This window comes from Streptomyces sp. NPDC055506 (genome assembly GCF_053643595.1).
In genome coordinates, this window is the sequence record NZ_JBSHKH010000008.1 from 31,438 (window position 1) to 56,825 (window position 25,388).

The 25,388-nt window shown below is 72.4% G+C and carries 22 protein-coding genes; 13 read left to right on the plus strand and 9 right to left on the minus strand.

All coding sequences use genetic code 11. The features are described from left to right. The first annotated feature begins 1 nt into the window (after position 1). The 3 genes from ACWIF2_RS05260 to ACWIF2_RS05270 are packed head-to-tail and all read left to right on the plus strand — an operon-like array spanning position 2 to position 3,887. Positions 2-850, plus strand: coding sequence for an ABC transporter permease (locus ACWIF2_RS05260; RefSeq protein ID WP_454358706.1), 849 nt, complete (start codon positions 2-4; stop codon positions 848-850). Continuing rightward, entirely contained in the window at positions 850-2,499 is a 1,650-nt protein-coding gene (locus tag ACWIF2_RS05265) for a dipeptide ABC transporter ATP-binding protein (protein ID WP_454358707.1), read from the plus strand. The genes ACWIF2_RS05260 and ACWIF2_RS05265 overlap by 1 nt, the downstream gene beginning before the upstream one ends. Next, the gene (locus ACWIF2_RS05270) at positions 2,496-3,887 is read left to right on the plus strand and encodes an LLM class flavin-dependent oxidoreductase (RefSeq protein WP_454358708.1); all 1,392 of its coding nucleotides are present in this window, start codon (positions 2,496-2,498) and stop codon (positions 3,885-3,887) included. The genes ACWIF2_RS05265 and ACWIF2_RS05270 overlap by 4 nt, the downstream gene beginning before the upstream one ends. Before the next feature lie 292 nt (positions 3,888-4,179). Here ACWIF2_RS05270 and ACWIF2_RS05275 read toward each other — a convergent pair whose 3' ends face one another. Beyond that, the gene (locus tag ACWIF2_RS05275) at positions 4,180-4,590 is read right to left on the minus strand and encodes an MmpS family transport accessory protein (protein ID WP_454358709.1); all 411 of its coding nucleotides are present in this window, start codon (positions 4,588-4,590) and stop codon (positions 4,180-4,182) included. 141 nt (positions 4,591-4,731) lie between these two features. On the opposite strand from ACWIF2_RS05275, the gene ACWIF2_RS05280 reads away from it, so the two are divergent. Then, positions 4,732-5,919, plus strand: coding sequence for a polyamine ABC transporter substrate-binding protein (locus tag ACWIF2_RS05280; RefSeq protein WP_454358710.1), 1,188 nt, complete (start codon positions 4,732-4,734; stop codon positions 5,917-5,919). Positions 5,920-5,955: 36 nt separating this feature from the next. On the opposite strand, the gene ACWIF2_RS05285 is transcribed toward ACWIF2_RS05280, so the two are convergent. Next, positions 5,956-6,519 (minus strand): cysteine hydrolase family protein, encoded by a 564-nt coding sequence (locus ACWIF2_RS05285; protein ID WP_454358711.1) that lies wholly within the window; start codon positions 6,517-6,519, stop codon positions 5,956-5,958. 456 nt (positions 6,520-6,975) lie between these two features. Beyond that, positions 6,976-9,438, minus strand: coding sequence for a SpoIIE family protein phosphatase (locus ACWIF2_RS05290; RefSeq protein WP_454358712.1), 2,463 nt, complete (start codon positions 9,436-9,438; stop codon positions 6,976-6,978). A 245-nt stretch (positions 9,439-9,683) separates the two neighbouring features. Between ACWIF2_RS05290 and ACWIF2_RS05295 the strand changes: the two genes are divergently transcribed. From ACWIF2_RS05295 to ACWIF2_RS05320, 6 genes are all read left to right on the plus strand, one after another. Next, on the plus strand, positions 9,684-11,033 hold the full coding sequence (locus ACWIF2_RS05295; protein ID WP_454358713.1) for an MFS transporter: 1,350 nt from the start codon (positions 9,684-9,686) through the stop codon (positions 11,031-11,033). Positions 11,034-11,055: 22 nt separating this feature from the next. Beyond that, positions 11,056-11,715 carry a response regulator transcription factor gene (locus tag ACWIF2_RS05300; protein WP_382487643.1) on the plus strand — a complete coding sequence of 220 codons (660 nt, stop codon included), beginning with the start codon at positions 11,056-11,058 and terminating at the stop codon, positions 11,713-11,715. A gap of 27 nt (positions 11,716-11,742) precedes the next feature. Then, on the plus strand, positions 11,743-13,134 hold the full coding sequence (locus ACWIF2_RS05305) for a sensor histidine kinase (protein WP_454358714.1): 1,392 nt from the start codon (positions 11,743-11,745) through the stop codon (positions 13,132-13,134). After that, positions 13,131-14,135, plus strand: a complete 1,005-nt coding sequence (locus ACWIF2_RS05310; protein WP_454358715.1) for a TAXI family TRAP transporter solute-binding subunit — start codon at positions 13,131-13,133, stop codon at positions 14,133-14,135. Before ACWIF2_RS05305 ends, ACWIF2_RS05310 begins: the two co-directional genes overlap by 4 nt. A 55-nt stretch (positions 14,136-14,190) precedes the next feature. Further along, the gene (locus ACWIF2_RS05315; protein WP_454358716.1) at positions 14,191-15,135 is read left to right on the plus strand and encodes an RNA polymerase sigma-70 factor; all 945 of its coding nucleotides are present in this window, start codon (positions 14,191-14,193) and stop codon (positions 15,133-15,135) included. A gap of 102 nt (positions 15,136-15,237) precedes the next feature. Further along, a complete protein-coding gene (locus tag ACWIF2_RS05320) occupies positions 15,238-16,464 on the plus strand; it encodes an NAD(P)/FAD-dependent oxidoreductase (RefSeq protein ID WP_454358717.1) in 1,227 nt (408 codons plus the stop codon). A gap of 22 nt (positions 16,465-16,486) precedes the next feature. On the opposite strand, the gene ACWIF2_RS05325 is transcribed toward ACWIF2_RS05320, so the two are convergent. Both ACWIF2_RS05325 and ACWIF2_RS05330 read right to left on the minus strand, forming a co-directional pair. Further along, the gene (locus ACWIF2_RS05325) at positions 16,487-16,918 is read right to left on the minus strand and encodes a TetR/AcrR family transcriptional regulator C-terminal domain-containing protein (protein ID WP_454358718.1); all 432 of its coding nucleotides are present in this window, start codon (positions 16,916-16,918) and stop codon (positions 16,487-16,489) included. A 357-nt stretch (positions 16,919-17,275) separates the two neighbouring features. Next, positions 17,276-18,649, minus strand: a complete 1,374-nt coding sequence (locus ACWIF2_RS05330; protein WP_454358719.1) for a hypothetical protein — start codon at positions 18,647-18,649, stop codon at positions 17,276-17,278. A gap of 81 nt (positions 18,650-18,730) precedes the next feature. Here ACWIF2_RS05330 and ACWIF2_RS05335 point away from each other — a divergent pair, with 81 nt between their 5' ends. Then, complete coding sequence (locus tag ACWIF2_RS05335) at positions 18,731-19,963, plus strand: molybdopterin-dependent oxidoreductase (RefSeq protein WP_454358720.1); 1,233 nt, start codon at positions 18,731-18,733, stop codon at positions 19,961-19,963. 316 nt (positions 19,964-20,279) lie between these two features. Here ACWIF2_RS05335 and ACWIF2_RS05340 read toward each other — a convergent pair whose 3' ends face one another. From ACWIF2_RS05340 to ACWIF2_RS05350, 3 genes are read right to left on the minus strand one after another with little or no spacing between them, the layout of a single operon-like run. Beyond that, positions 20,280-21,053, minus strand: coding sequence for a class I SAM-dependent methyltransferase (locus ACWIF2_RS05340; RefSeq protein ID WP_454358721.1), 774 nt, complete (start codon positions 21,051-21,053; stop codon positions 20,280-20,282). After that, positions 21,050-21,667 (minus strand): TIGR04282 family arsenosugar biosynthesis glycosyltransferase, encoded by a 618-nt coding sequence (locus ACWIF2_RS05345; protein WP_454358722.1) that lies wholly within the window; start codon positions 21,665-21,667, stop codon positions 21,050-21,052. The genes ACWIF2_RS05340 and ACWIF2_RS05345 overlap by 4 nt, the downstream gene beginning before the upstream one ends. After that, positions 21,664-22,344 carry a glycosyltransferase family 2 protein gene (locus ACWIF2_RS05350; protein WP_454358723.1) on the minus strand — a complete coding sequence of 227 codons (681 nt, stop codon included), beginning with the start codon at positions 22,342-22,344 and terminating at the stop codon, positions 21,664-21,666. Before ACWIF2_RS05350 ends, ACWIF2_RS05345 begins: the two co-directional genes overlap by 4 nt. A gap of 122 nt (positions 22,345-22,466) precedes the next feature. Between ACWIF2_RS05350 and ACWIF2_RS05355 the strand changes: the two genes are divergently transcribed. Both ACWIF2_RS05355 and ACWIF2_RS05360 read left to right on the plus strand, forming a co-directional pair. Next, complete coding sequence (locus ACWIF2_RS05355; protein ID WP_454358724.1) at positions 22,467-23,198, plus strand: response regulator transcription factor; 732 nt, start codon at positions 22,467-22,469, stop codon at positions 23,196-23,198. Then, positions 23,195-24,307, plus strand: a complete 1,113-nt coding sequence (locus ACWIF2_RS05360) for a sensor histidine kinase (protein ID WP_454358725.1) — start codon at positions 23,195-23,197, stop codon at positions 24,305-24,307. The genes ACWIF2_RS05355 and ACWIF2_RS05360 overlap by 4 nt, the downstream gene beginning before the upstream one ends. A 63-nt stretch (positions 24,308-24,370) precedes the next feature. On the opposite strand, the gene ACWIF2_RS05365 is transcribed toward ACWIF2_RS05360, so the two are convergent. Continuing rightward, positions 24,371-25,372 carry an NAD-dependent epimerase/dehydratase family protein gene (locus ACWIF2_RS05365; RefSeq protein WP_454358726.1) on the minus strand — a complete coding sequence of 334 codons (1,002 nt, stop codon included), beginning with the start codon at positions 25,370-25,372 and terminating at the stop codon, positions 24,371-24,373. Positions 25,373-25,388 lie beyond the last annotated feature (16 nt).

A 25,388-nucleotide genomic window follows, 5' to 3' on the forward strand; every position in this document is an offset into this window, starting at 1 on the left:
CGTGACCGCCCTGACCACGTCCCTGGCCCCGGCTCGTACCCGGCCGCGGGTGCGCCCCGGACTGTTCGCCGCCGGCCTCTTTCTCACCCTGGTCGTCGTCGCCGCGCTCGTCCCGGGCCTGCTCACGTCGTACGCGCCGGACGCGATCAAGCCCGCCGACTTCTTCCGGTCCCCCTCCGCCGAGCACTGGTTCGGCACGGACCAGAACGGCCGCGACGTGTACACGCGCGTCGTGTACGGCGCGGGGCAGTCCCTTCTCATCGGCCTCGGCGCCACCGCGATCTCCCTGAGCCTCGGCATCACGCTCGGCCTGGGCGCGGCGCTCGGCGGGCGCCGGGTGGACTTCGCCGTCGGCCGCGTCCTCGAAGTCCTCTTCGCCTTCCCGGGGCTGCTGCTCGCGCTGCTCTTCATCGCCGTGTTCGGCACGGGCGCGGTGACGGCGGCGATCGCGGTCGGGATCGGCGAGGCCGCCGGGTACGCGCGGCTCATCCGCTCGCAGGCCACCACCGTCGTCCGCTCCGGCTACGTCGAGGCGGCGCGCGGCCTCGGGCACTCCCCCGCGCGCGTCGTGCGGCGCACGGTCCTGCCCAACGTGCTGCGTCCGCTGGCCGCCCTCGCGACCCTCGGCATCGGTCAGTCCGTGGTGTGGGCGTCGTCGCTGTCGTTCCTGGGCCTCGGCGCGCAGCCGCCGGCGGCGGAGTGGGGCGCGATGCTCGCGGACGGCCGCACCTTCCTCCAGTACGCCTGGTGGACGTCGTTCTTCCCGGGCCTGTTCATCGTCCTGACCACCTTGTCCACGACCGTTCTCGGCCGCCGTCTGCAGGCGTGGCTCGACGGGAGGAGCAACTGATGGCTTCCAACGCCCCAGACAACGATGACGCGTTGATATCCGCGCGGAACCTGACCGTGGGCTTCGGCGGCCGCGAGGTCGTGCGGGGTGTCTCCCTCACCGTGCGGCGCGGCGAGACCGTCGCCCTGGTCGGCGAGTCCGGCTCCGGCAAGAGCGTCACGGCTCGCACTCTGGTCGGCCTGACCGGCGCCGGTGCGCGGGTGACGGCGGACGGGCTGACCTGGCAGGGCGAGGACGTACGCGGATGGGGTGAGCGGCGGTGGCGCCGGGTGCGCGGCCGGGGCATCGGCTTTGTGCTCCAGGACGCGCTCGTCTCGCTCGACCCGCTGCGCCCGGTCGGCAAGGAGATCGAGGATGCCCTGCGGCTGCACGGCTACGGCGACCGGGCCACGCGGCGCGCCCGTGTCCTCGACGTCATGGCGCAGGTCGGCCTCCCGGATCCCGAGCTACGTGCCGCCCAGCGTCCGCACGAGCTGTCCGGCGGGCTGCGCCAGCGCGCCCTGATCGCCGCCGCGCTCGCGCTCGACCCCCCGCTGCTCATCGCGGACGAGCCGACGACGGCCCTGGACGCGACGGTGCAGGCCCAGATCCTCGACCTCCTGGCGGCGGCCCGCAGCCGGGAGCGCGGTCTGCTCTTCATCACCCACGACCTGGGGGTCGTACGACGGCTCGCGGACCGGGTGGCGGTGATGCGAGGCGGTGAGATCGTCGAGGAGGGAGAGGCGGGCGCCGTGCTGGAAAATCCGCGACACCCGTACACGAGGACCCTGCTGGCCGCGGACCCGGCCCGTCATCCCAAGGGCACGCGCCTCACGCCGGGGCCCGCCACCGCCCCACGCCGGACCGGCGATTGCCCCGAGGGGAACGTGCTCGCGGCCGAGGGGATCCACAAGGCCTTCGGCGGCCGGGACGCCGTGCGCGATGTGTCGTTCACGCTCGCGGCCGGCCGCACCCTGGGCATCGTGGGCGAGTCGGGCTCCGGCAAGTCGACGACGGCCCGGATCGCGCTCGGCCTGACCGGCCCCGACGCGGGCACGGTCACCCTGCACGGTGAACCGTGGAGCGAGCTGACGGAGCGGGAGCGGCGGCCGTGCCGGCACGGCATCCAGCTCGTGCACCAGGATGCGCTCTCCGCGTTCGACCCGCGCTGGACCGTGCGCCGCTCGCTGATCGACGCCGTACGACTGCGACGCGCCGGACACCCGGTGGCGACGGCCGACGAGGCCGCACACCGGGTGACCGAGCTCGCCGCACAGGTCGGCCTCCCCGAGGACACCCTCGACCGGCATCCGCTCTCCCTCTCCGGAGGCCAGCGGCAACGAGCCGCGCTGGCACGGGCGTTGGCCCCGTGCCCGACCGTCCTGGTCCTCGACGAGCCGGTGTCCGCGCTCGACGTCTCCGTGCAGGCCCAGGTCCTCGACCTGCTCGCCGAACTGCAGGAGTCCCTCGGGCTGGCCTACCTGTTCATCTCGCACGATCTCGGCGTCGTACGGCATGTCAGCGACGACGTCCTCGTGATGAAGGACGGCCGGGTCGTGGAGTCGGGGCCCGCCGAGGACCTGTTCTCCGCACCTCGACACGCCTACACCCGCGCCCTGCTGGATGCCGTGCGTCCGCACCCCGCCGCCACCGCCGGAGCCCCCCGATGACCGACACCTCCGCACCCCGTCCGCTGCGCTTCAACGCCTTCGCCATGAACTGCGTCTCGCACATCAACCACGGCCAGTGGGTGCGCGACGACACCAGCCAGACCTCGTACACCGATCTGGAGACATGGACGGAGCTCGCGCGGACCCTGGAGCGCGGGTACTTCGACGCGCTCTTCCTCGCCGATGTCATCGGGACGTACGACACCTACCGCGCCTCCCGCGACACCGCGGTGCGCGAAGGGCTCCAGATCCCGGTCAACGACCCTTCGTTGCTGGTCGCCGCCCTCGCACACGCCACCGAACATCTGGGCCTCGCCTTCACCCAGTCGGTGCTCCAGGAACCCCCGTACAACTTCGCGCGGCGCCTCACCACGCTCGACCACCTCACCAAGGGCCGCGTCGCGTGGAACATCGTCACGTCGTATCTGGAGTCGGCGGCGCGGGGGCTCGGCCTGGACGGGCTTCCGCTCCACGACGAGCGGTACGAGCGGGCCGAGGAGTACACGGATGTGCTCTACCAGCTCCTGGAGGGGAGTTGGGAGGAGAACGCCGTCCTGCGTGACCGCGAGCGACGTATCTACGCGGACCCGGCCCGTATTCACGACGTCCGCCACGAAGGCCGCTTCTACCGTGTGAACGGCCCTCATCTGTCGGAGCCTTCCCCGCAGCGCACGCCGATCCTCTTCCAGGCCGGATCGTCCGAGCGGGGACGGGAGTTCGCGGCCCGGAACGCGGAGGCCGTGTTCCTCGGGGCCGTGTCACCGGAGGGCGCCCGGGCCCAGGTCGAGGACGTCCGGGCGCGGGCGATGGCGTACGGCAGGGACGGCGGCGACATCCTCTTCTTCCAGGGGCTGACCCTGATCGTGGGCAGCACCGAGGAGGAGGCGGAGCGCAAGCTCGCCGACTACCGGGAACACACGAGCCTCGAGGGCTTCGCCGCGCACCTGTCGGGATCACTGCAACTCGACCTGTCGCAGGTCGACTTCGACGCTCCGGTCGGCGAGATCGACACCAACGGCGTGCAGGGCTTCGTGCGCTCGCTGGTGGAGGGGGCGCCGGACAGGACGTGGACGTTCGGCGAGGTGCTGCGGGCGCGCGCCTGGACGCGGCCGGTCGCCGGGGTGCCGGAGCGGATCGCCGACGAGCTGGAGCGCTGGCGGGACGCCGGCGTCGACGGGATCAACCTCGCCTACGTCACCAGCCCCGGCACCTTCACGGACTTCGCCGACCATCTGGCTCCGGTGCTGCAGAAGCGGGGCCTGCTGAAGACGGCGTACGAGCAGGGCACGCTGCGCCAGAAGCTGTTCGGCCACGGCGACCGCCTGCCCGCTTCCCACCCGGCGGCCCGCCACCGCCGCGCTTCGACTCCGTCAGTCACTGCCGACTAGGAGTCCGAGATCGAGGACGCCGCTCTCGACCTGCGACGACTGGGCGGCGCGATACGAACCGGGCCAGGAGTCCGCCCTCGCCGAGACGTACCGCACGACCTGCGCGCGCCTGCGGGAACTCGTCGCGGACTACTGACCGCGCACCGCATCACACCACACCACACCACACCACACCAGGGGGAGCCTCTCCGTGCACGCCCTCGTCCTCCTGCGAGGCGACGGCCGCTTCGCATGCCCCATGGAAGATGGGTGCGGGACCTCCTGGTGGGGTCCCGCCGAGGCCTCCCCAGAGTTAGCCCGTGACCGGGGACTCCGCGGTGCAACCACCCGCGGTCACCAGGCCCTTGGAGCTCTGCTCCTCGATCACCTTGCCCTCGTAGGTGATCTTGCACGCGACCTGGGCGCCTTCGGGATCCGCTGCGACCGGCATGACCGCCGCTGGCATGATGCCGCGCAGCTTGACCGTCTTCGTCCAGGGCAGCTCGGGCTTCGACACCGACTCGATCTTCGGCGCCGTGGCCTTGCCACCGCCGCCGTGGAACTCGATCGAGTCCACGTTCTTCCCCGTCACCTCGTAGGTGACCTCGTACGTCTCGTCCACGGCCTTGTCGACCTGGTCGACCGCCTCGGAACAGGAACTGAGGCCGAGCGCGAGGCCGGCGACGGCGACGGAGCAGACGGCCGCGCGGATGGTGCGGTGCATTGAGATCCCCCCGGATCATGGTGGTCGAGCCCGTAGCCAATCGCAAAGAGAAAGTAAGGTCAAACCGTTATGTGACTCACGAATCGGCTTCCGGACGCGGTGTCGATTGTTCGGTCCCGCAAGGCGCGGCATGCTGCCCGAATGCCCCTGAAGACGATGCCTCCGCTCTCCCGCCGCACCCTGCTGCGCGCGCTCGGCTCCGGCGCGGTGCTCGGCGGACTCGCCGGGTGCGGTGTGCCGGCCGCGTACGTGCGCCCCGGCGACCGTGCCGCGGCCGACCTCTCCGCCACCGATCGACGGCTGATCTGGGCGAACTGGCCGTTGTACATCGACACCGACGACGAGAACCAGGCGCGGCGACCGACGCTGGAGGGCTTCGAGCGGCGCTCGGGCGTATCGGTGGACTACGTCGAGGAGATCAACGACAACGACGAGTTCTTCGGCAAGATCAGCCCTGCGCTGATGAACCATCAGCCCACCGGCCGCGATCTGATCGTCATCAGTGACTGGATGTGCGCGCGGTTCGTACGGCTCGGCTGGGTCCAGGAGATGGACCGGGCGCGGCAGCCGAACGTCACCAGGTATCTGGACCCGCAGTTGCGTTCACCGGCCTTCGATCCCGGCCGCAGGTGCACCGTGCCGTGGCAGTCCGGGATCACCGGAATCGCGTACAACCGTCGCAGGACGGGCCGGGAGATACGGCAGGTCTCCGATCTGTGGGCGAGCGACCTGAAGGGCCGGGTCACCCTGCTGTCCGGTCTGGACGAGGCGTTCGCGCTGCTGATGCAAGGCAACGGCGTCGACATCACCCGGTGGACGGCCGACGACTTCCACACGGTCTGCGACCAGGTGGAGGAGCAGGTGAGCCGGGGACAGATCCGGCGCTTCACCGGCAACGACTACATCAAGGACCTGTCGAGCGGGGATGTACTGGCCTGTCAGGCGTACTCGGGCGATGTGATCCAGCTCCAGGCGGACGACCCGGACATCGAGTTCGTCGTCCCCGAAGGCGGCGCCGAGCTGTGGGCCGAGTCGCTGATGGTGCCCAACCTCGCCCGCCACAAGGCGAATGCCGAGCGGCTGATCGACTACTACTACGACCCCGGGGTCGCCGCCGAACTCGCCGCCTGGGTCAACTACGTCTGCCCGGTCCCGGCCGCCCAGGACGTCCTCGCCTCCGCCGAGGACAAGGAGACGGCCGCCCTCGCCGAGAACCCTCTGATCTTCCTGGACACGGAGCTGCGCAGCCGGCTCGCCGTCGCGCGTGACATCACATCGACGGAGCGGGTGGAGTTCGGAAAGCGGTGGAACGGGATCGCGGGGTTGTAGGGGCGGGCAGAGGGCACGGAACACCGCCGGCCGGTCTCACTCTGGTGTGATGGCTTTGAGCCAGTCCTCGACGGCGAGGACTTCCGCCCACTGCGGGAACAACTTCTCAGTGAGCATCGTGTGCACCTCGGGGTCGGTGTCGAGACAGGCATCCGCGAGGACGGTGAGGCCGAAGTCCAGGTCGATGGCGTGCCACAGAGTGGACAGCACCACGGCGCTGGTGGCGATGCCGGTGAGAACCAGGCTGTCGATGTCGCGAGCCCTGAGCACCAGGTCGAGGTCGCTGCCCGAGAACGCGCTCCCCCGCCTCTTGGTCACCACCACGTCGCCCTGCCGGGGCGCGACGTCGTCATGGATCTCGGTACCGGGAGCACCCTCGGTGAACAGGCCGGCCCGCAGGACATTCTCCATCACCCTGTTACGCGGGCTGACTTCCGGGTCGCCGGGCCGTAATCCCATCACCACATAGATCACGGGGATCCCGGCAGCCCTGGCACCGTCGATCGCCCTGCGCAAGCGCGGCAGATACCCAGAACCGTCATCAGCGATGGCCACGACGTCCCGCTGGACGTCCATCACCAGAAGTGCGCTGCTCGCCATGCTTGCCAATCCTCCTCCGTAGGGAAACAAGAGCAAGTCTGGTCGATGGACCGAGCCGCGGCGGAGGAACGGAGATCCTGGCAGTCACGCGGGAGCTGACCCGCGAGCCAGTTCGTAGGCGAAGTCGACCGTGGGCTGCGCCGACGGCGTCCGCCTTGGCGCGGACCACCTCGGTCCTTCCCGGTTCGGCGTCCACGGCCCAGACGTCCGCGAACCGGTCGCGCAGGGGGAAGGCGAGTCGGCCGGTGCCGCAGGCCGGCATGGCGTCCGCATCGGCGCGACGGTACAGCCAAGTCTGCTCGAAAGCGTATGGCTCGCCGAGCCTTACATGGACCTCCATTACGACTCGGGCCACTGGACGCACCGTCTCAGCGGGACATCCAGCGGTCCATCTCCCGCGCGCGGGTGTCCAACGCAGTGACGACAGCATCTGAAGCGGTCCGAGCCGGCTCCGGATCAGCTCGTGGCCGGGCCCGAGTCGCCTGTCGACAGGGCCTGTTCCGCCCAGATGGTCTTCCCGCGGCGGGCGTGGCGGGTGCCCCACCTTCGGCTGAGCTGGGCGACCAGGAGCAGGCCGCGGCCGCCTTCGTCGTAGGTGAGGGCGCGGCGGAGGTGCGGTGCCGTGCTGCTGGTGTCGGACACCTCGCAGATCAGGTGGCGGTCCAGGATCAGGCGCAGTTCGATGGGCGGCTCGGCGTAGCGGATGGCGTTGGTGATCAGTTCGCTGACGACGAGTTCGGTGACGAACGCGTCCTCCTCCAGATTCCACTCCTGCAACTGCCGGGTGACGCTGCGCCGGATCCGGGCGACCTCGGACGGTTCCGGTGGTACGTCCCAGGTGGCCACATGGCCCGAGTCCAGGGCCTTCGTCCGGGCCAGCAGCAGCGCGACGTCGTCGGCCGCGCGGTCCGGGAGCAGCGCCTGCAGCACGTCGTCGCAGGTGCTCTCCAGCGAGGATCCCGCTCGGGCCAGCGTCTTGAGCAGGTCGTCGACGCCCTGGTCGATGTCGCGCCCGCGCGCCTCGACGAGACCGTCGGTGTACAGCGCGAGCAGGCTGCCTTCGGGCAGCTCGATCTCGGTCGCCTCGAACGGCAGTCCGCCAAGACCCAGAGGCGGCCCGGCCGGAAGGTCGAGCAGAAACGGTTCACTGCCAGGGATGAGCAGCGCCGGCGCCGGATGGCCCGCGCGCGCCACGCAGCAGCGCCGGCTGACCGGGTCGTAGACGGCGTAGAGGCAGGTGGCGCCGATGTCGGCGGCGGCGCTGCCGGGCGCGTCGTCCTCGCCCTCGGCCGAGAGCCGGTCCACCAGATCGTCCAGGTGCGTCATGAGCTCGTCGGGCGGGAGGTCGACGTCCGCCAGGGTGCGCACGGTCGCCCGCAGCCGCCCCATGGAGGCCGAGGCCTGGATCCCGTGCCCTACGACATCGCCGACGACGAGGCCCACCCGGGCGCCGGAGAGCGGGATGACGTCGAACCAGTCGCCGCCCACACCGGCCTGCGCGCTGGCCGGCAGATAGCGCGAGGCGGTCTCGACCGCGGGCTGCCGGGGATTCCCCTGCGGCAGCAGACTGCTCTGCAGGGTCAGCGCCGTGGTGCGCTCCCGGGTGAAGCGGCGGGCGTTGTCGATGCTCAGCGCGGCCCGGGCGGTGATCTCCTGCCCCAGGAGCAGGTCGTCCTCCGTGAAGGGTTCCGGACTCCGGTGCCGGGTGAAGGTGGCCACGCCGAGCGTGATGCCGCGGGCCCGCATCGGCACCGCCAGGACCGAGTGGAAACGGAAACGTCGCACCCGTTCCGCCCGCTCCGGGGCCTGGCTCTCCCACTTGGCCACGCCGGCCGGGGTCACCTCGTGGATCAGGGGTTGTCCCGAGGCGAGGACCTCGGCCGCCGGTGACACATTCGGGTAGACGGCGACCGTGCCCAGTGGCACCACGGCTTCGGGGCAGCCCGGCAGTACCGACTGGTTGGCCACCCGGCGCAGCATGACCGGACTGGGCAGGGTCATGGCGCGCAGTTCCTGGTCGTCCTCGATGTCGGGGAGCAGGTCCACGGTGACGAAGTCCGCCAGCCGGCCGACGGCGACATCGGCCAGTTCCTGAGCGGTCTGTGCCAGGTCGAGGGTGGTGCCGATACGGACGCCGGCCTCGGCGACCAGGGCGAGGCGCTGCCGGGCCAGGTGCTCCTCGGTCATGTTGTGGGCGGACAGGAGGATGCCCTGGATCAGGCCGTCGGGGTCGTGCACCGGCGCCAGGGTCACCGTCCACAGGCTCTCCCGCCGGTCGCCGGAGAGTTGCAGGGCGGCCCGCAGGTGCTGTCGTTCGCCGGTCAGCAGGACCTGCCGCATCAGGTGCTCGGTGCGCTCGCTCTCCGCGTCGAGGACGATCTCCGACACCCGTAGCCCGCGCATCTCGGCCTCGGTCAGGCCCATCACGCGTTCCATGTCCGCGTTGGCCCGCAGCAGCCGCAGCCGCGTGTCGTAGAGCGCCGTGGTGCACGGGGACTGGGTGAGCGACCACCCGAGCAGACCGTCCTCGTCGATCTCGGTGCGGGAGAGGGCGAGCGGCGAGACGAGAAGCCACTCATGGCCGCTGCCGTCACCGGAGGGGTCCCGCTCACGGCGGTGGGCCAGCAGACCGACCCGGACGAGGTGGCCGTCCCGGTGGCGGAGGTCCACCGAGCCGGTCCACCGGCGTAGCCCCGTGATGGAACGCAGCGTCTCGGTGGGCGGCGCGCCGGCGAGCAGAACGGTCGCGGAGCGGCCCGTGACCTCCGGTGCCCGGTACCCGAGCAGCCGTCGTGCGCCTTCGCTCCACCCGGTCAGCCTGCCGTGTGCGTCCACGACCGCCCTGGCCGTTGCCGCCTCGCCGTCGGGCCGCACCGGCTCCGCCACCGGATCGTCCCCGGTGGTTCCCGGTTGCGTCATCGCGCCATCCCGCCCAAAGCAGCACCGGACCTTGATCGCTATGCACGGTATTGAGTGCAAACCAGGATAATTGAGTATTCATTCGTGGTCACCAGCTCAGCGGATCTCCGTGCTCACCGTCACCATGTCGATCATGTGGCTCGGGGAAGCCCTAAGGGACTGTAAGGACTTGGCTCCCGACATTGAGCGGCCCTGTTCGCGCCGTCGACTCTGTGTGCTTCCGGGCCGCAGACAAGGGAGTTCCGATGGCCACACAGACCACCGCCGAGCGTGCGCGAAAGCCGCGTAGTGGCGAACGCAGAGTCGTCAGCAACATCGTGCGCGGATCGATCGGCAATCTGATCGAGTGGTACGACTGGTACGCGTACACCGCCTTCAGCGTCTATTTCGCGTCGGTCTTCTTCCCCTCCGGCGACCAGACCGCCCAGCTGCTGAACACCGCCGCGGTGTTCGCCGTCGGCTTCCTGATGCGGCCGATCGGCGGCTGGGTCCTGGGCCGCTACGCCGACCGCCGTGGCCGCCGCGCGGCGCTGACGCTGTCGGTGACGCTGATGGCGGCCGGTTCGCTGATCGTCGCGCTGACCCCGTCGTACGGCTCGATCGGGGTGGCCGCGCCGGTCCTCCTGGTCCTGGCCCGGCTGTTGCAGGGGCTGTCGGTGGGGGGTGAGTACTCGACCTCCGCCACCTATATGTCCGAGGTGGCCACGCCCGGCCGCCGCGGCTACTACTCCAGCTTCCAGTACGTCACCCTCATCGCCGGCCAGCTGACGGCGCTCGGTCTGCAGATCGTGCTGCAGCAGGTGCTCAGCCCCGCGCAGATGGATTCCTGGGGCTGGCGGATCGCGTTCGTCGTCGGCGCCGCGGGGGCGGTGATCGTGCTGTGGCTGCGGCGCGGCATGGACGAGTCCGAGAGCTTCGAGCGCGCCGCGTCGGAAGGCGACAAGAAGCAGGACGGCCCGGCGCGCGGCAGCCTGCGGTTGCTGCTGTCCTACCCGCGCCAGTGCCTGGTCGTCGTGGGGCTGACCATGGGCGGCACGCTGTTCTTCTACACGTACACGACCTATCTGCAGAAGTTCATGGTCAACACCAGCGGCATCCCCAAGCCGACGGCCGCCTGGATCAACTTCTTCGCGCTGCTCGTGTTCGTCCTGCTCCAGCCGGTGATGGGGCTGCTCTCCGACCGGGTGGGGCGGCGTCCCCTGCTGATCGCGTTCGGGGCGCTGGGCACCGTCGTGGTGGTGCCCTCGCTCACGCTGCTGTCGCACACCAGCGACCCCGTGTACGCGTTCCTGCTGATGGTCGGGCCGCTGGCCGTCAGCTCCCTGTACACCTCGATCAGCGCGGTGGTGAAGGCGGAGCTGTTCCCGACCTCGATCCGGGCGCTCGGCGTCGGCCTGCCGTACGCGCTGACGGTGGCCGTGTTCGGCGGTACCGCCGAGTACATCGCGCTCTGGTTCAAGAAGGCCGGACACGAGAACTGGTACTTCTACTACGTGACCGCCTGCGTGCTGATCTCGCTGCTCGTCTACATTCGGATGCGCGAGACCTCCGACGCGTCGCCGCTGGACGAGGACGTTTCCCGGTCTCGCGACTGACGAGGCGGGAGAGGAGGCGACCGTGCGGGTGCTGCTGGCCGAGGACGACGACGGTGTGGCGGGCGCGCTGACCGAGGCCCTGTACGACAACGGCCACGCGCCGGCCAGGGTGAAGCGCGGCGAGGACGTCCTCGCCCGCCACCGGCAGGCGGACCTGCTGCTGCTCGACCTCGGCCTGCCCGACCTGGACGGTCTGGAGGTGCTGCGCAAGCTGCGCGCCGTCAGCCCGCTGCCGGTGGTGGTGCTCACCGCGCGGGGCGACGAACGGTCGGTGGTGCGCGGCCTGCGGCTGGGCGCCGACGACTACCTGGTCAAACCGGTCCGGCTGGCCGAGCTGCTGGCCCGCATCGAGGCCGTCACCCGGCGGGCGGCGGCGTCCTCGGCCCCGGCCACGCGCACGGTGCGGGCCGGGGACGTCGAGGTCGATCTGGACGCCCGCCGGGTGCTGGTCGGCGGCGCGGAGGTGCGGCTGACCACCAAGGAGTTCGAGGTCCTCGCCGCGCTGGCGGCCCGGGCCGGCACGGCGGTCAGCCGCCAGCAGCTGATGGACGAGGTGTGGGGGGACGCGTTCCTCGCCGTGTCCCGCTCGCTCGACGTGCACCTCACCCAGGTGCGGGCCAAGCTCGGCCGCCCCGAGGTGCTGACCACCATCCGCGGCTTCGGCTACCGCTTCGGCGACTGAGCCCGGTTCTCACGGCAGGCCCTGTTCATGCGCACCCGCGTCCTCACCGTGGTCCTGGCCTTCGTGGTGCTCGCCGTGGCCGGCTTCGCCGTCCCGCTGCTGGCCGTCACCTCGGCGCAGCGCACCCAGCAGCTCGTCGCGGCGCGCACCGCCGACCTCGACCGTTTCGCCGGGCTGGCCGAGCAGGCGGCCGAGAGCGACGACACCGGCGCGCTCACCGCCGACGTGCGCCGCTACACCGAGCTGTACGGCGAGGCCGTCGTGGTCGTCGACGCCCGCCGCGCCCCGGTGGTGCAGACGGGCGGCCTGCGCGCGGCCGACCCCGCCGTCGCCCGGCTCGTGGACGCGGCGCTGCGCAACCAGCCCGTCTCCCCCGGCGGAACGCTGCGGCCCTGGTCCCGGGCCGACCGGCTGCTCGCCCGTCCCGTGGGCACCGGCACCAGGGTGTCCGGTGCCGTGGTGCTGCGGGCCTCGGTGCGGGTCGCGGCGGACGACATCGCCCTGCGCTGGGCGCTGGTCCTGGCCGGCGCCGGGCTGCTGGCCGTGGCCTGTGTGCTGCTCGCGCGCCGGGCCACCCAGTGGGTCGTACGGCCGCTGCACCGCCTCGACCGCGCGGTCGGCACCCTGGCCGCCGGGCTGCCGCCCGAGCACGCCCGGGCCGGCGGCCCGCCGGAGCTGCGCCAGCTGGCCACCGGCTTCAACCGCATGGCCGACGGCGTCACCACCGCGCTGGAACAGCAGCGCAGGCTCGTCGCCGACACCTCGCACCAGCTGCGCAACCCGCTGGCCGCCCTGCGGCTGCGCATCGACTCGCTCCAGCCTCACCTGCGCACCTCCGCCACCCGCACCTACACCGGGGTGACGGGCGAGCTCGAACGCATGGAGCACCTCCTCGACGACCTGCTCACGCTGGCGAACGCCGAGCACCGCGCGGGCGAACTGGCCGTCTCGGACGCACGGGAGTCGTGCTGCGACGCGACGGCGGTCGCCGCGGCCCAGGCCCGGCTGTGGCAGCCCGTGGCCGAACGGGCCGGAGTCCGCCTGGAGTTCGTCCCCGGCCCCGCCGTGCTCATGGCCTGCCCGGAGGGAGAGCTGGCCCAGGTGGCCGACATCCTCTTCGACAACGCGATCAAGTACGCGGGGGACGGCGCCCGCGTGGAGGCACGCTGCATCGGCGAGGGCCCGGACGCGGTGCTCGAGGTGCGGGACGACGGGCCGGGCCTCGTGGCCGGCGAACTCTCCCGGGCGGGCACCCGCTTCTGGCGCTCGGAACGCCACCGCGAGGTGCGCGGCAGCGGACTCGGTCTGGCGATCGCCGAGCGGCTGGTGGCCGGTCACGCCGGACACGTCGAGTTCACCGCGGCCGAACCGCACGGCCTGCGCGTCCGGGTCGTCCTCCCGAAGGGGCACCCGGCATGACCGGCTCCGCCCGTTCCATGAGCCGCCGCACCGCCCTGCGCGCCGCACTCGGCGTGGCGGGCACCGGCTTGATCGCGGGCTCCGCGGCGGCCGACGCACGGCACGCGGACCGCGGGCCGGAGGGAGAGCTGCGGATCGCGACCGGCGAGACCGACGGCTTCTACACGGCCTTCGGCCGGCTGCTCGCCGCCCAGGTCACGGCCGTATACCCGCGGCTGTCCTGCGAGGTGGTCACCAGCGAGGGCAGCGTGGACAACGTACGGCTGCTCCAGGCTCGCCGAGCCGATGTGGCGCCGGCCCTGTCGGACATCGCGTGGGCGGGGTACGGCGGCACCGCACCGTTCGGCCGCCGTGTTCCGCTCCGCGCGATCGGCCGGGTCTACGAGAACTACGTGCAGCTGGCTGTGCGCTCCGACGGCCCCGTCCACACGGTGACCGACCTGGCGGGCCGCACCGTCTCCCTGGGCGCGGCCGCGTCCGGCGGCGCGGTGCTCGGCGACCGGCTGCTGCGCGTCGCGGGCCTGACCCCCGGCACCGACGTACGGGTCCGGCATCTGCTGATGCCGGAGGCGGCCCGTGCGATGCGGGCCGGAACGATCGACGCCCTGCTGGTCGCCGGGGGCGTGCCGCTCCCCGTGCTCTCCTGGCTCGACACGCACCCCGGTGTCCGCCTGCTGCCCCTGTCCGGCCTGCTGCCCCGGCTGCGGGCAGACATGGGTTCGGCAGGGTCGGGGCTGGAGTCGGTCTCGGTGCCGGCCGGGGCGTACCGGAAGTCCCCCGAGGTCCCCACCATCGGCGTCGCCAACCTTCTGCTCTGCCGCCCCGACCTCCCCGCCTCCGTCGCCGCCGCCCTCACCCACGTCCTGGTCCGCCGCGCCACCCACCTCGTCCCCACCCCGGCCCTCGGCACCCAGTTCCTCGACGCCCGCAGCCTGATCTCCACGGGAGCCGTCCCGCTGCATCCCGGGGCGGTCGCCGCCTATCGCGAACTGCACGGCTAGCGGCGGCGCTTGGCTCCCGTCCCTCAGCGGTCACGTCCGGGCTAAGATCCCGGTCATGGCCCTGACCATGAGCGACGTGGACCGGTTCGAAGCCGCCAGGCCCCGCCTGGAGGCCATCGCCTACCGTCTCCTGGGTTCCGCGAGCGAGGCCGAGGACGCCGTGCAGGAGACCTTCCTGCGCTGGCAGGCCGCCGACATCGACCGCGTCGAGGTCCCCGAGGCCTGGCTCACGAAGGTGCTCACCAACCTGTGCCTCAACCAGCTCACCTCGGCCCGCGCGCGGCGCGAGACCTACGTCGGCCAGTGGCTCCCCGAGCCGGTGCTCGCCGGGGACCCGATGCTCGGCCCGGCCGACACCGCCGAACAGCGCGAATCGGTCTCGTACGCGGTCCTCGCCCTGCTGGAGCGCCTCTCCCCCAACGAGCGGGCGGTGTACGTCCTGCGGGAGGCGTTCGCGTATCCGCACCGGGAGATCGCCGAGATCCTCGACATCACCGAGGCCGCCGCCCAGCAGATCTTCCACCGCGCCAAGAAACACGTCGCGGACGGCAGGGCCCGCACCGAGGTCGACGAGGCCGCCGCCCGGCGGATCGTCGACGAGTTCCTCGCGGCCGCCACCAGCGGCCGGACCGAGCCGCTCGTGCGGCTGCTCACCCAGGACGCCATCTCGGTCGGCGACGGTGGCGGGAAGGTCCCGGCTCGCGCCAAGGCCTTCGAGGGTGCCCTCGCGGTCGCGAAGTTCATGCGGGGTCTGTTCAAGCCCGGCAAGGCCAAGCGCGACCTGGTCGGCGGATCGCCCGACGTCTACGCCACGACCGCCAACGGCGACCCCGCCCTCGTAGTGGTCCTCGACGGCCGGGTCATCGGAGTGATGTGCCTGGAGATCACCGCCGAGGGCATCGCCGGGTTCCGCAACCAGGTCAACCCCGACAAGCTCGAACGCGCGACCAGGCGGTGGGCGGCCACCGACCACGGCGATCCCCTGCTCACGGTCTTCTGACACCGCCGACGACGATGTGACGTGCTTCACACCACGTTCCTGTCAGGGAACGGCGGGCCGCCCGGTTCAAGGGGCGAGTCCCGCTCGAGACAGGAGCCCGAAATGCAGCACCGCATCGTCGTCCTCGGAGCCGGCTACACCGGAGCCATCGCCGCCGGCCGCCTCGCCAGGCGGCTGCACCGCGAAGACGTCACCATCACCCTCGTCAACGCCGAGCCCGACTTCGTCGAGCGGGTCCGGATGCACCAGCTCGCGGCCGGCCAGGATCTCAGGCCCCGGCCCTTCAGCGAGATGTTCGCGGGCACCGGCGTCGAACTGAAGCTCGCGAAGGTCACCGGCGTCGACGTCGACCGCAGGACCGTCGCCGTCGTCGACGCGAAGGGCCCCGGGGAGCCGGAGACCGAGGAGCTGGAGACCGAGGAGCTGGAGTACGACACTCTCGTGTACGCCCTCGGCAGCGGCTGGAACGACCAGGGTGTCCCCGGCGTCGCCGAGCACGCCCACCAGATCGCGGGCCGCCCCGGGGCACTGCGGTTGCGCGAGCGCTTGGCCCGCCTGGATGCCGGAGAGTCCGTGGTCGTGGTCGGCGGCGGGCTCACCGGCCTGGAGGCCGCGACCGAGATCGCCGAGGCCCGACCGGACCTCGACGTCGCCCTCGCCGCCCGCGGCGAACTCGGCGACTGGCTCTCCCCCAAGGGCCGCCGGCACCTGCGGAAGGTCTTCGGCAAGCTCGGCATCACCGTCCACGAGAACTACTCCGTCACCGGCGTCGAGGCCGACCGCGTCACCACCGCCGACGGCGAGCCGATCCCCGCCGCGGTCACTGTGTGGACCACCGGCTTCGCCGTCCATCCGCTGGCGCAGGCGACCACCCTGGATGTCGACGGCACCGGGCAGATCCTGGTCGACGGCACCATGCGCTCGGTCTCGCACCCGGACGTGTACGCCGTCGGCGACGCGGCCCTGGCCATGGGCCCCGGCGACAAGCCGCTGCGGATGTCGTGCGCCTCCGGCACCCCCATGGCATGGCAGGCCGCCGACGCCATCGCGGCCCGTCTGACCGGCGGGAAGCTCCCGAACGTGCCACTGCGCTACTTCAACCAGTGCATCTCGCTGGGCCGCAAGGAAGGCCTGATCCAGTACGTCACCGCCGACGACCGCGCCGTCCGGGCGGCCCTGACGGGCCGGTTCGCCGCCGTCTACAAGGAACTGATCTGCAAGGGCGCGGCCTGGGGCGTCGCCAACCCGCTGCTCGGCCTGCCGAGCCGTCGCCGCCGCGTCGTGAGGCAGCCGGCCCTGGCGGATTCGCCGGTCAGGGCAGCGGCCTGACGCGCACGGCAGCCCGACGGCCTCATGCCCCCGAGGCCGTCGAGCAGCATGACGAGCCCTCCCAGGGCAGCTCGGTGATGGCTGTCGTCCCCGGCCCGGACAGGGGCCCGAGGTGCTCCAGCTGGATCGCTCCGATGATGTATCCGAGCAGGCCGCGCAGGGCGACAACCCGGCGGTCGCCCTCGATCCCCGCCTCGGTGAGGATCGCGGTCACGGTCTCCGACCAGCGCAGCACTCCGAGGGAGTGGTGCCGGTGGGTGATGGTCAGGGGGACGACCGCCGGATGAGCGCCCACGGTGTCGCGCAGGCGCCGCGCCACGACCTCGATCCGCTCCCACCATGACGCGTCGGGATCGGGGGCCTCGGCGTTCACGGCGTTCAGTACGAGCTCGACGACGAGCCGTTCGAGCTCCTCGCGGACGTGCACATACCGGTAGAGCCCCATGGTGCTCATGCCGAGCTCCCGTGATACGGCGACACGGGGAGATCGAGGCCGTGGGTGTACGCGAGGTCGTGGTCTTCCGCTCGCCCACTGCGGAACTGTCGCCCCACACGACCGATCTCCCGTTCGCCTCGCCGACCCCGGCAGGAGGCTGTACACGGAGTTCGGTGTGGAGCGGTCGCCCCATGCCCTGCTCAGTCCGCGAGCCTGGGGGCCGATCGTCCGGGCGGTCCTCAGCGGTGTACGGGAGGTTGCCCGCGGACGGGAACGCCTGCCCTCGACCAGCCCGCACGGCGGCCGCCTCGGCCTGCCCGCCGACTTCCTCATCGCACCCGACGGCCGCGTCGTCGCACACGAGGGCGCATGCGGTCACCACCCGGTGAAGAGCAGATGGTTGAGCAGCAGCGCGAGCAGTGCCTGCGCGCTGAGCCAGGCGCGTGGGCGGGGCAGGAGCGCGCACGCCGGGAGGAGCCACACCGCGAAGGGCAGCCAGATGCGTTCCGTCTCCGCCTTGCTCATTCCGGACAGGTCGGCGACCAGCAGGGCGAGGAGCGCTGCGGACACGAGGAGGGCGAGACGGGCCTCGGCGGCCAGCTCGGGGGTGCCGGCGCGGCGGTGGAGCAGCACCGCACCGGTCCGGCGCAGGCCCGCCGCCGTCGCCAGGCCCGTGATGAGCACCGTGCAGGCCAGGTTGGCCCACACCCAGTAGCCGTAGGGACGGATGCCACCCGCGCCCTGGTGGTAGCGCGTGACCAGCAGGTGGTACGCCTCCCACCAGTCGAACCCGGCAAGCGTGAACGCCGTGGCGACCACGGCCGGTCCGGCGAGCAGGGGAACCAGCAGGGCGGGGCGCTCCCGGATCCCGTGCCGGCCGAGCACCAGGACCGCTGCCGCGATCAGCGCGACGAGCGTGAGGCCGTACGACAGGTAGCAGGTGAGCCCGAACAGCAGACCCGACGCGCCCGCCCACCAGAGCGACTGTCGCGTGAGCGCCAGTGCCAGCAGCGCCACCGCCCACGCCGCCACCGCCGCGAAGTACGCGTCGGCCGAGGTGCCCATCCACACGGCGGCCGGGGCCAGGACGAGGTAGGGGGCCGCCCTGCGGGCGAGCGCCTCGCCGGCCAGGAGACGGATCGTGACCAGTACGGCGACGCAGGCCGTCGCCCCGACGGTGACGCACCACATGCCCGCCCAGCCACCGCCCCGCAGCCCGGTCCGGTCCAGCAGGACGAAGGTGAGTGTGGCCGCGGGCGGGTGGCCGGCGACATGGGCGGGCCAGTTGTCGGGCGAGTCGAGAAGGATGTGATGGGTGAAGTCCCGCAACGCCGCCGGGATGTCGTCGAAGCGGTCGATGACCTGGAGGTACTCGTAGCGGCTGGTGAGCCTGTGCGCGATGCCCCGATGCCAGCCGTCGATCAGGGCGAGGGAGCAGATCCATGCCATGGCCGTACCCCAGACGGCGGGCAGCAGAGCGCGCCAGGGGAGGCGGGCCGCGAGGGTGGGGCCGTAGGCCACGGTGGCGATCGCGACCACGAGGGCCGCGGGAGTGCCGGGGCCCCGATGCGGTCCCCAGGACGCCAGGAGGGGCGGCCAGTCGACGAACAGGGTGCGGCTGGTGCCCTGGATGTGACGGCCGATCAGTACGGCCGCCGTCACGAGCAGTACGGCGGCCCCGGCGGCGTACAGGTCACGGCGGAGGGATCGATTCACAGTCGGAACGCTAGGTCGACGGAGTGGGCGCATGCCGCTGTCCGGGCCGGACGTCAGCGTTTCGTCATGGGTCGCGCACCCTTTGCCGGGGTGGTCCGGGCCTACCGTCGGGACATGCGAGACGACCCACTGCTTCCTTCCTCACCGGGCTTCTGGCGCAGTCCCCTGCGCGGCCCCTGGTTCACCTCGGTGCTGGGCCTCGTCCTGCTGGTCGGCATCACCGTGCTGTTCGTGACCGGACTGGTCTCGTACGCCGCCTACAACCCGGGCCTGTCGGCGGTGAACGACAAGACCCCGGACAAGGGGATCCTCGGCTTCTACCTGTTCGCCTGGCCGACGGACCCGCACTGGCTCTACCGGCTCAACCAGGGCGTCCACGTCACCCTCGGCGTGACCCTGATCCCTGTGCTGCTGGCCAAGCTCTGGTCCGTGGTGCCGAGGCTGTTCGCACTGCCGCCGGCCCGCTCGCTCGCGCACGCCCTGGAGCGGATCTCGTTGCTGCTCCTGGTGGGCGGCGCGCTGTTCGAATTCGTGACCGGTGTGCTCAATGTGCAGCTCGACTACGTCTTCCCCGGTTCCTTCTACCCGCTGCACTTCTACGGAGCATGGGTGTTCTTCGCCGCCTTCGTCGCCCACGCCGTGCTGAAGATGCCCACGGCCCTGCGCAATCTGCGGCACCTTCGACAGGAGAAGAACGACCTCGTGACTCCGCGTCCCGACGGGCCGACCGTCTCCCGGCGGGGTGCCCTGTGGTTCGTCGGGGGCGGCTCGCTGCTGCTGTTCGCGACGACGGCCGGGCAGAACGTCGACGGTCCGCTGCGACGCACCGCCCTCCTCGCACCCCACGGCGGCGGTGAACCCGGCAGCGGCCCGAACGGGTTCCAGATCAACAAGACCGCCGCGTACGCCGGGATCGACGCGGCCGGGACGGGCGAGGACGCGTGGCGGCTCGTCGTGACGGGGCGAACGGGAACCGTCCGCCTCAGCCGTGCCCAGCTCGCCGGACTCACCCTGCACAGCTCGGCGCTGCCCATCGCCTGTGTGGAGGGCTGGTCGACGTCGGACCAGTGGTGGCGCGGAGTGCGGCTGCGCGACCTCGCGGCGCTCGTCGGGTACGACGACGACCCGCCGGACGTGTTCGTCGAGTCCCTTCAGGCACGCGGCGCCTTCCGCAAGGCCGCGCTGCGCGCCAACCAGGTGGCCGACGCGCGCTCCCTGCTCGCCCTGTACGTCAACGGCGAGACCCTGTCCCTCGATCACGGCTACCCGGCGCGGATCATCGTGCCCGCGGCGCCAGGTGTGCTCAACACCAAGTGGGTGGCCCGGATGACGTTCGGAGAGCTGTGATGCGACGGCCGCGGATCCCGCTCGGAAGCCCCTTCCAACTGCTCCTGCTCGCCTGCTCGTTCGCGCTCGCCGCCTATGCGGGGGTACGGCTGCTCGCGGACGACTGGTTCGGCGTGGCCCTGTGGTTCGTGGGCGCGGCAGTGCTGCACGACCTTGTGCTGCTGCCGTTGTACGCGGCCCTGGACCGGGCGGTCGTACGAGGGCTCGGCGCGGTCCGCCTCCGGGAGTGGACGATGTACGTGCGCGTACCGGCCGCCCTCTCCGCTCTGCTGCTTCTCGTGTGGTTCCCGCTGATCAGCGGCAGGGTGGAGGGGCGTTACCGGTCCGCCACCGGCCTGCCTGCGGACGTGTTCCTCGCCCGCTGGCTGCTGATCACCGCCGTCCTTTTCGGCGGCTCGGCGCTGCTGCTGGCGGTGCGCCTGTCGCGGGTGCGCAGGGCGGTGAAGCGCCGTCCGCCGGCCGTCCACTGACCGGCCCGCGTCCAGCCATGGGCGTACCGGAGCAGGGCGGGCGTGCCGAGTCGCGCCCAGGGAAAGGGGTCGTCGGGGTCGTCGGCACCGTGTGGGTGCGTGAGGTCGACGACCCGTACCTGGGCGCGTTCGTCGATGTCCACCGGGGCGGTCTCGGCGATCAGCAGGCCGCCGGGGCACAGGAGCTCGGCCACCCGGTCCAGCAGGGCGCGCGGGTCGCCGCCGATGCCGATGTTGCCGTCCATGAGCAGGACGGTGTCCCAGCGGCCCTCGCCGGGCAGCGGCTCGAACACCGAACGCCGCAGCGCCTGGCCTCCGAGCCGCACCGTTCGGCCCACGGCGGCCTCGCTGACATCGATGCCGAGGACGGCCCGGCCCCGGGCGGCGAGCTCCGCGACCAGCCGCCCGGGCCCGCACCCCACGTCCAGCACGGTCCCCTCGCACCGGTCCAGCACGTCCCGGTCGACGGCGTCGGCCAGGGCGCACCAGCGTTCCACCTCCAGAGGCAGCAGCCAGCCGTCGGAGCGGCGCAGGAACAGGGGCCCGTGGCCGGCGCGCAGGGCAGCGGCGTAGGGGTCGGCGGCCGCCCAGGCGAGGGCGGTGGCGGGCGCGGCGCTCATCGGGGGACGGCCGGCGCGTACCGGGCCAGCCGTGCGGCGAACCGGCCGTGCGGGGCGAGCGCGGCGACCGCCTCGGCGTCGGCGGCGGTGTCGACGTCCCGCAGCCGAGGGAGGTCGCGTACGCGCAGCCCGGCGGCGACGAGCCGCTCGCGCTGGACGGCGCCGGTCTCCGGTGTGGACATCGGGACGCCGCGCAGCAGGGCGGGATCGGGACCGGCCAGCCCGAGTGCCCAGAAACCGCCGTCCTCCGCCGGGCCGAACCAGGCGTCGCCCTCGCCGAAGTCGACGGTGAGCAGTTCGGGTGTCACCTGGGGCGTGTCCATACCGATGAGCAGGGCCGGTCCGGTATACCGCGCGAAGGCATTCGCCAGCCGCTCGTCCAGCCCGCCCGCGCCCTGCGGCACGATGTCGAAGCCGGGCGGCAGCCAGGGGCCGGGAGTGCCGTCGAGAACAAGAACGCGCCGGGAGGCGGGCGTGGCCGCCACGGCGTGCAGGGTGTCCGCGAGGGCGGCCTCGGCCAGCTCCGCCGCCTGACCGGGCGTGAAGGGCGGGGTGAGCCGGGTCTTCACCCGGCCCGGCAGCGGTTCCTTGGCGATGACGAGGAGCGTGGTCACCGTTCGGTCCTTCCGTCTGCCAGGACGCGGCTCATGTCCCGTACGGCGTGCCAGGTGCCGCGCCACGTGCCCGTCACCTTCGAGGCCCCGGTGCGCGGCAGATACGGCACGTCGTACTCGGCGATCCGCCAGCCGGCGTCGGCCGCGCGGACCACCATCTGCAGCGGATAGCCGCTGCGCCGGTCGGTGAGGCCGAGGGCGAGCAACGGCTCGCGGCGGGCGGCGCGCAGGGGACCGAGGTCGCGCAGACGGAGCCCGGTGCGGCGGCGCAGCATCCGCGCGAGCGCGAGGTTGCCGGCACGGGCGTGCGCGGGCCAGGCGCCCCGGCCCTGCGGGCGCCGCCTGCCGAGCACGAGGTCGGCCTCGCCCTCGCGCACCCGGCGCACGAACGGGACGAGGAGCGACGGGTCGAGGGAGGCGTCGCAGTCGCAGAAGCACACCACGTCGGCGGTGGCGGCGGTCAGCCCGGCGTGGCAGGCCGCGCCGAAGCCCCGGCGCGGCTCGCTCACGACGGTCGCGCCGAGCGCGCGGGCGACCTGGGCGGAGCCGTCGGTGGAACCGTTGTCGACGACGAGTGCGCGCCAGCCCGGCGGGATCCGTTCGAGGACCCAGGGCAGGGCCTGGGCCTCGTTCAGGCAGGGCAGCACCACGTCGACGTAGGAAGGAGTCGTCGTCACGGTTTCACCCTACGAACGCGAATCAGGCATAACGGACTGCCGCTCCTTACGAAACGCGGACGTCGGCGGCCCGGCGGCCTCCGGGCACGGCATCGTCGGCGGCCCGGTGCCAGGCTGGAGGCATGCAGCAGCCCCATCAGCACGAGGAGACCCCCGACGGGCCCCCGCGGATCCTGGTCGTCGACGACGATCCGACCGTCGCCGAGGTCGTCGCCGGATATCTGGACCGCGCCGGTTACGTCGTCGACCGCGCGGACGACGGCCCGACGGCCCTCACCCGTGCCGCCGCCCAGTGGCCGGACCTGGTCGTCCTCGACCTGATGCTGCCCGGGATGGACGGCCTGGAGGTGTGCCGGCGGATGCGGGCACACGGGCCGGTGCCGGTCATCATGCTCACCGCCCGCGGCGACGAGGACGACCGCATCCTCGGCCTGGAGGTCGGCGCCGACGACTATGTCACCAAGCCCTTCAGCCCTCGCGAGCTGGTCCTGCGCGTGGAGTCGGTACTGCGCCGCAGCAGACCCGCCGCCCCCGGGCACCGGCTGGGGGCGGCGGGTCTGACCGTCGACCCGGCGGCCCGCCGGGCCACCAGGAACGGCACCGAACTCGCCCTCACCCTCCGCGAGTTCGACCTGCTCTCCTTCTTCCTGCGCCACCCGGGGCGGGCCTTCGGCCGTGAGGATCTGATGCGCGAGGTGTGGGGGTGGGACTTCGGCGACCTGTCGACGGTCACGGTCCACGTCCGCCGTCTGCGCGGCAAGGTCGAGGACGACCCGGCCCGGCCCCGGCTGATCCAGACCGTGTGGGGCGTGGGCTACCGCTTCGACCCCGCCGGAGAGGAGGCCGGATCGTGAACGACACCCTCCTCATCGCGCTGTACGCCTTCGCCGGAGCCGCGGCCACCGGCCTGGCCGGGGCGGGCGCACTGCGCCTGATCCGGCGCCGCTCGCTCACCGCCTCGCTCGCCGTGGTCGCGGCGGTCGGCGTCGTCGCGATGCTCGCGGGCACCCTCGCCGTAGCCTGGGCGATGTTCCTGTCGGCGCACGACCTGAGCGTCGTCACGACCGTCGTCGCCATGGCGGCCGTCGTCTCCCTCGCCACCGCGCTGCTGCTGGGCCGCTGGGTTGTGGCCCGCAGCCGCGAACTCGCCGTGGCGGCACGCTCCTTCGGCGACGGCGGGAAGTTCGCTGCCCCCGACGGGCCGACGACCGCCGAACTGGACGACCTGAGCCGCGAGTTGGCCGCCACCAGCGCCCGCCTCGCCGAGTCCCGGGATCGGGAACGCGCCCTGGAGACCTCCCGGCGCGAACTCGTCGCCTGGATCTCGCACGACCTGCGCACCCCGCTGGCCGGTCTGCGCGCCATGTCGGAGGCCTTGGAGGACGGCGTCGCCGCCGACCCCGACCGCTATCTGAAGCAGATCCGCACCGAGGTCGAACGCCTCAACGACATGGTCGGCGACCTCTTCGAACTCTCCCGCATCCACGCCGGCACCCTGCCCCTGAGCCCCACCCGGATCTCCCTGTACGACCTGGTCGGCGACGCGCTGGCGGGAGCCGACCCGCTCGCCCGGGCACACGGGGTGCGGCTGGTGGGCGACCGTGTCGAGCCGGTACCCGTGGAGGTGGACGGCAAGGAGATGAGCCGGGTGCTCGGCAACCTGCTGGTCAACGCCATCCGCCGGACCCCGGCCGACGGTACGGTCGCCATCGCCGCCGAACGTTCCGCCGAGGGCGTGGTGCTGTCGGTGACGGACGCCTGCGGAGGCATCCCCGAGGAGGACCTGCCGCGTGTCTTCGACACCGGCTGGCGCGGCACGCACGCCCGGACGCCCCCGGCCGGAGCGGGCCTCGGCCTCGCCATCGTCCGGGGGATCGTGGAGGCCCACCAGGGCCGGGCCACCGTACGCAACATCCCCGGCGGCTGCCGATTCGAGGTGGTGCTGCCCGCCGCCGCTTCCTGAACACGGGCAGCACCACCGGTCTTTCGCGAGCCGGGGCCCCCGGGAGGCTGTGACGACAGGACGTCACGCGTCCCGCATCCCGGCCCGTGCGAACTCCGCCATGCCCTCCTCGAACCCGACCTCCGGTTTCCACCCCAGCCCGTCCCGCAGCCGCGACGAGTCCGCGGTGATGTGCCGTACGTCCCCGAGCCGGTAGTCGCCGGTGACGACGGGATCGGGCCCGCCGTACGCGGCGGACAGCGCCCGTGCCATCTCGCCGACGGTGTGCGGGTCGCCGCTGCCGGTGTTGTACGCCGTCAGCACGCCTCGGGGCGCCTCGGCCTCCAGCGCCACCGCGCCCGCCTCCGCCACGTCGCGGACGTGCACGAAGTCCCGCCGCTGCCGCCCGTCTTCGAACACGCGCGGGGCCTCGCCCCGGGCGAGCGCGGAGCGGAAGAAGGAGGCGACTCCGGCGTACGGGGTGTCGCGGGGCATGCCGGGCCCGTACACGTTGTGGTAGCGCAGCGACACCGCCGACCCGCCCGTGCAACGGGCCCACGCGGCGCCGAGATGCTCCTGGGTCAGCTTCGTCGTCGCATACACGTTCCGTGGATCGGCCGGGGCGTCCTCGCCGACCAGCCCGGGGACGAGATCCGCCCCGCAGACCGGGCACGCCGGTTCGAACCGGCCCGCGTCGAGGTCGGCGACGGCACGCGGCCCGGGCCGTACGTCTCCGTGCCGGGGGCACTCGTACCGCCCCTCCCCGTAGACCACCATCGATCCGGCCAGCACGAGACGCCGTACCCCTGCCTCCGCCATGGCGGCGAGGAGCACGGCCGTCCCGAGGTCGTTGTGCGAGACGTACGCCGCCGCGTCGGCGACCCCGTCCCCGAGCCCGACCATCGCGGCCTGGTGACACACGGCGTCCACACCGGCCAGGGCGCGGCGGACGGCCGCCGGATCCCGCACATCGGCGGCGGGCTCCTCCCGTACGTCGAACACGACCGCCTCGTGCCCACGCTCCCGGAGCACGGCGACGACATGGGACCCGATGAACCCGGCACCGCCGGTGACCAGTACGCGCATACGGCCACGCTAGGCC

What these genes read in the sequence shown, in the direction of transcription:
- ACWIF2_RS05325 (WP_454358718.1), bottom strand. Translation starts at nt 16,918, where the DNA reads ATGAGCACCATGGGGCTCTACCGGTATGTGCACGTCCGCGAGGAGCTC.
- ACWIF2_RS05285 (WP_454358711.1), bottom strand. Translation starts at nt 6,519, where the DNA reads ATGGCGAGCAGCGCACTTCTGGTGATGGACGTCCAGCGGGACGTCGTG.
- ACWIF2_RS05310 (WP_454358715.1), top strand. Translation starts at nt 13,131, where the DNA reads ATGACCGGCTCCGCCCGTTCCATGAGCCGCCGCACCGCCCTGCGCGCC.
- ACWIF2_RS05330 (WP_454358719.1), bottom strand. Translation starts at nt 18,649, where the DNA reads ATGCGCCCACTCCGTCGACCTAGCGTTCCGACTGTGAATCGATCCCTC.
- ACWIF2_RS05270 (WP_454358708.1), top strand. Translation starts at nt 2,496, where the DNA reads ATGACCGACACCTCCGCACCCCGTCCGCTGCGCTTCAACGCCTTCGCC.
- ACWIF2_RS05335 (WP_454358720.1), top strand. Translation starts at nt 18,731, where the DNA reads ATGCGAGACGACCCACTGCTTCCTTCCTCACCGGGCTTCTGGCGCAGT.
- ACWIF2_RS05275 (WP_454358709.1), bottom strand. Translation starts at nt 4,590, where the DNA reads ATGCACCGCACCATCCGCGCGGCCGTCTGCTCCGTCGCCGTCGCCGGC.
- ACWIF2_RS05340 (WP_454358721.1), bottom strand. Translation starts at nt 21,053, where the DNA reads ATGAGCGCCGCGCCCGCCACCGCCCTCGCCTGGGCGGCCGCCGACCCC.
- ACWIF2_RS05280 (WP_454358710.1), top strand. Translation starts at nt 4,732, where the DNA reads ATGCCCCTGAAGACGATGCCTCCGCTCTCCCGCCGCACCCTGCTGCGC.
- ACWIF2_RS05305 (WP_454358714.1), top strand. Translation starts at nt 11,743, where the DNA reads ATGCGCACCCGCGTCCTCACCGTGGTCCTGGCCTTCGTGGTGCTCGCC.
- ACWIF2_RS05315 (WP_454358716.1), top strand. Translation starts at nt 14,191, where the DNA reads ATGGCCCTGACCATGAGCGACGTGGACCGGTTCGAAGCCGCCAGGCCC.
- ACWIF2_RS05265 (WP_454358707.1), top strand. Translation starts at nt 850, where the DNA reads ATGGCTTCCAACGCCCCAGACAACGATGACGCGTTGATATCCGCGCGG.
- ACWIF2_RS05320 (WP_454358717.1), top strand. Translation starts at nt 15,238, where the DNA reads ATGCAGCACCGCATCGTCGTCCTCGGAGCCGGCTACACCGGAGCCATC.
- ACWIF2_RS05355 (WP_454358724.1), top strand. Translation starts at nt 22,467, where the DNA reads ATGCAGCAGCCCCATCAGCACGAGGAGACCCCCGACGGGCCCCCGCGG.
- ACWIF2_RS05295 (WP_454358713.1), top strand. Translation starts at nt 9,684, where the DNA reads ATGGCCACACAGACCACCGCCGAGCGTGCGCGAAAGCCGCGTAGTGGC.
- ACWIF2_RS05290 (WP_454358712.1), bottom strand. Translation starts at nt 9,438, where the DNA reads ATGACGCAACCGGGAACCACCGGGGACGATCCGGTGGCGGAGCCGGTG.
- ACWIF2_RS05365 (WP_454358726.1), bottom strand. Translation starts at nt 25,372, where the DNA reads ATGCGCGTACTGGTCACCGGCGGTGCCGGGTTCATCGGGTCCCATGTC.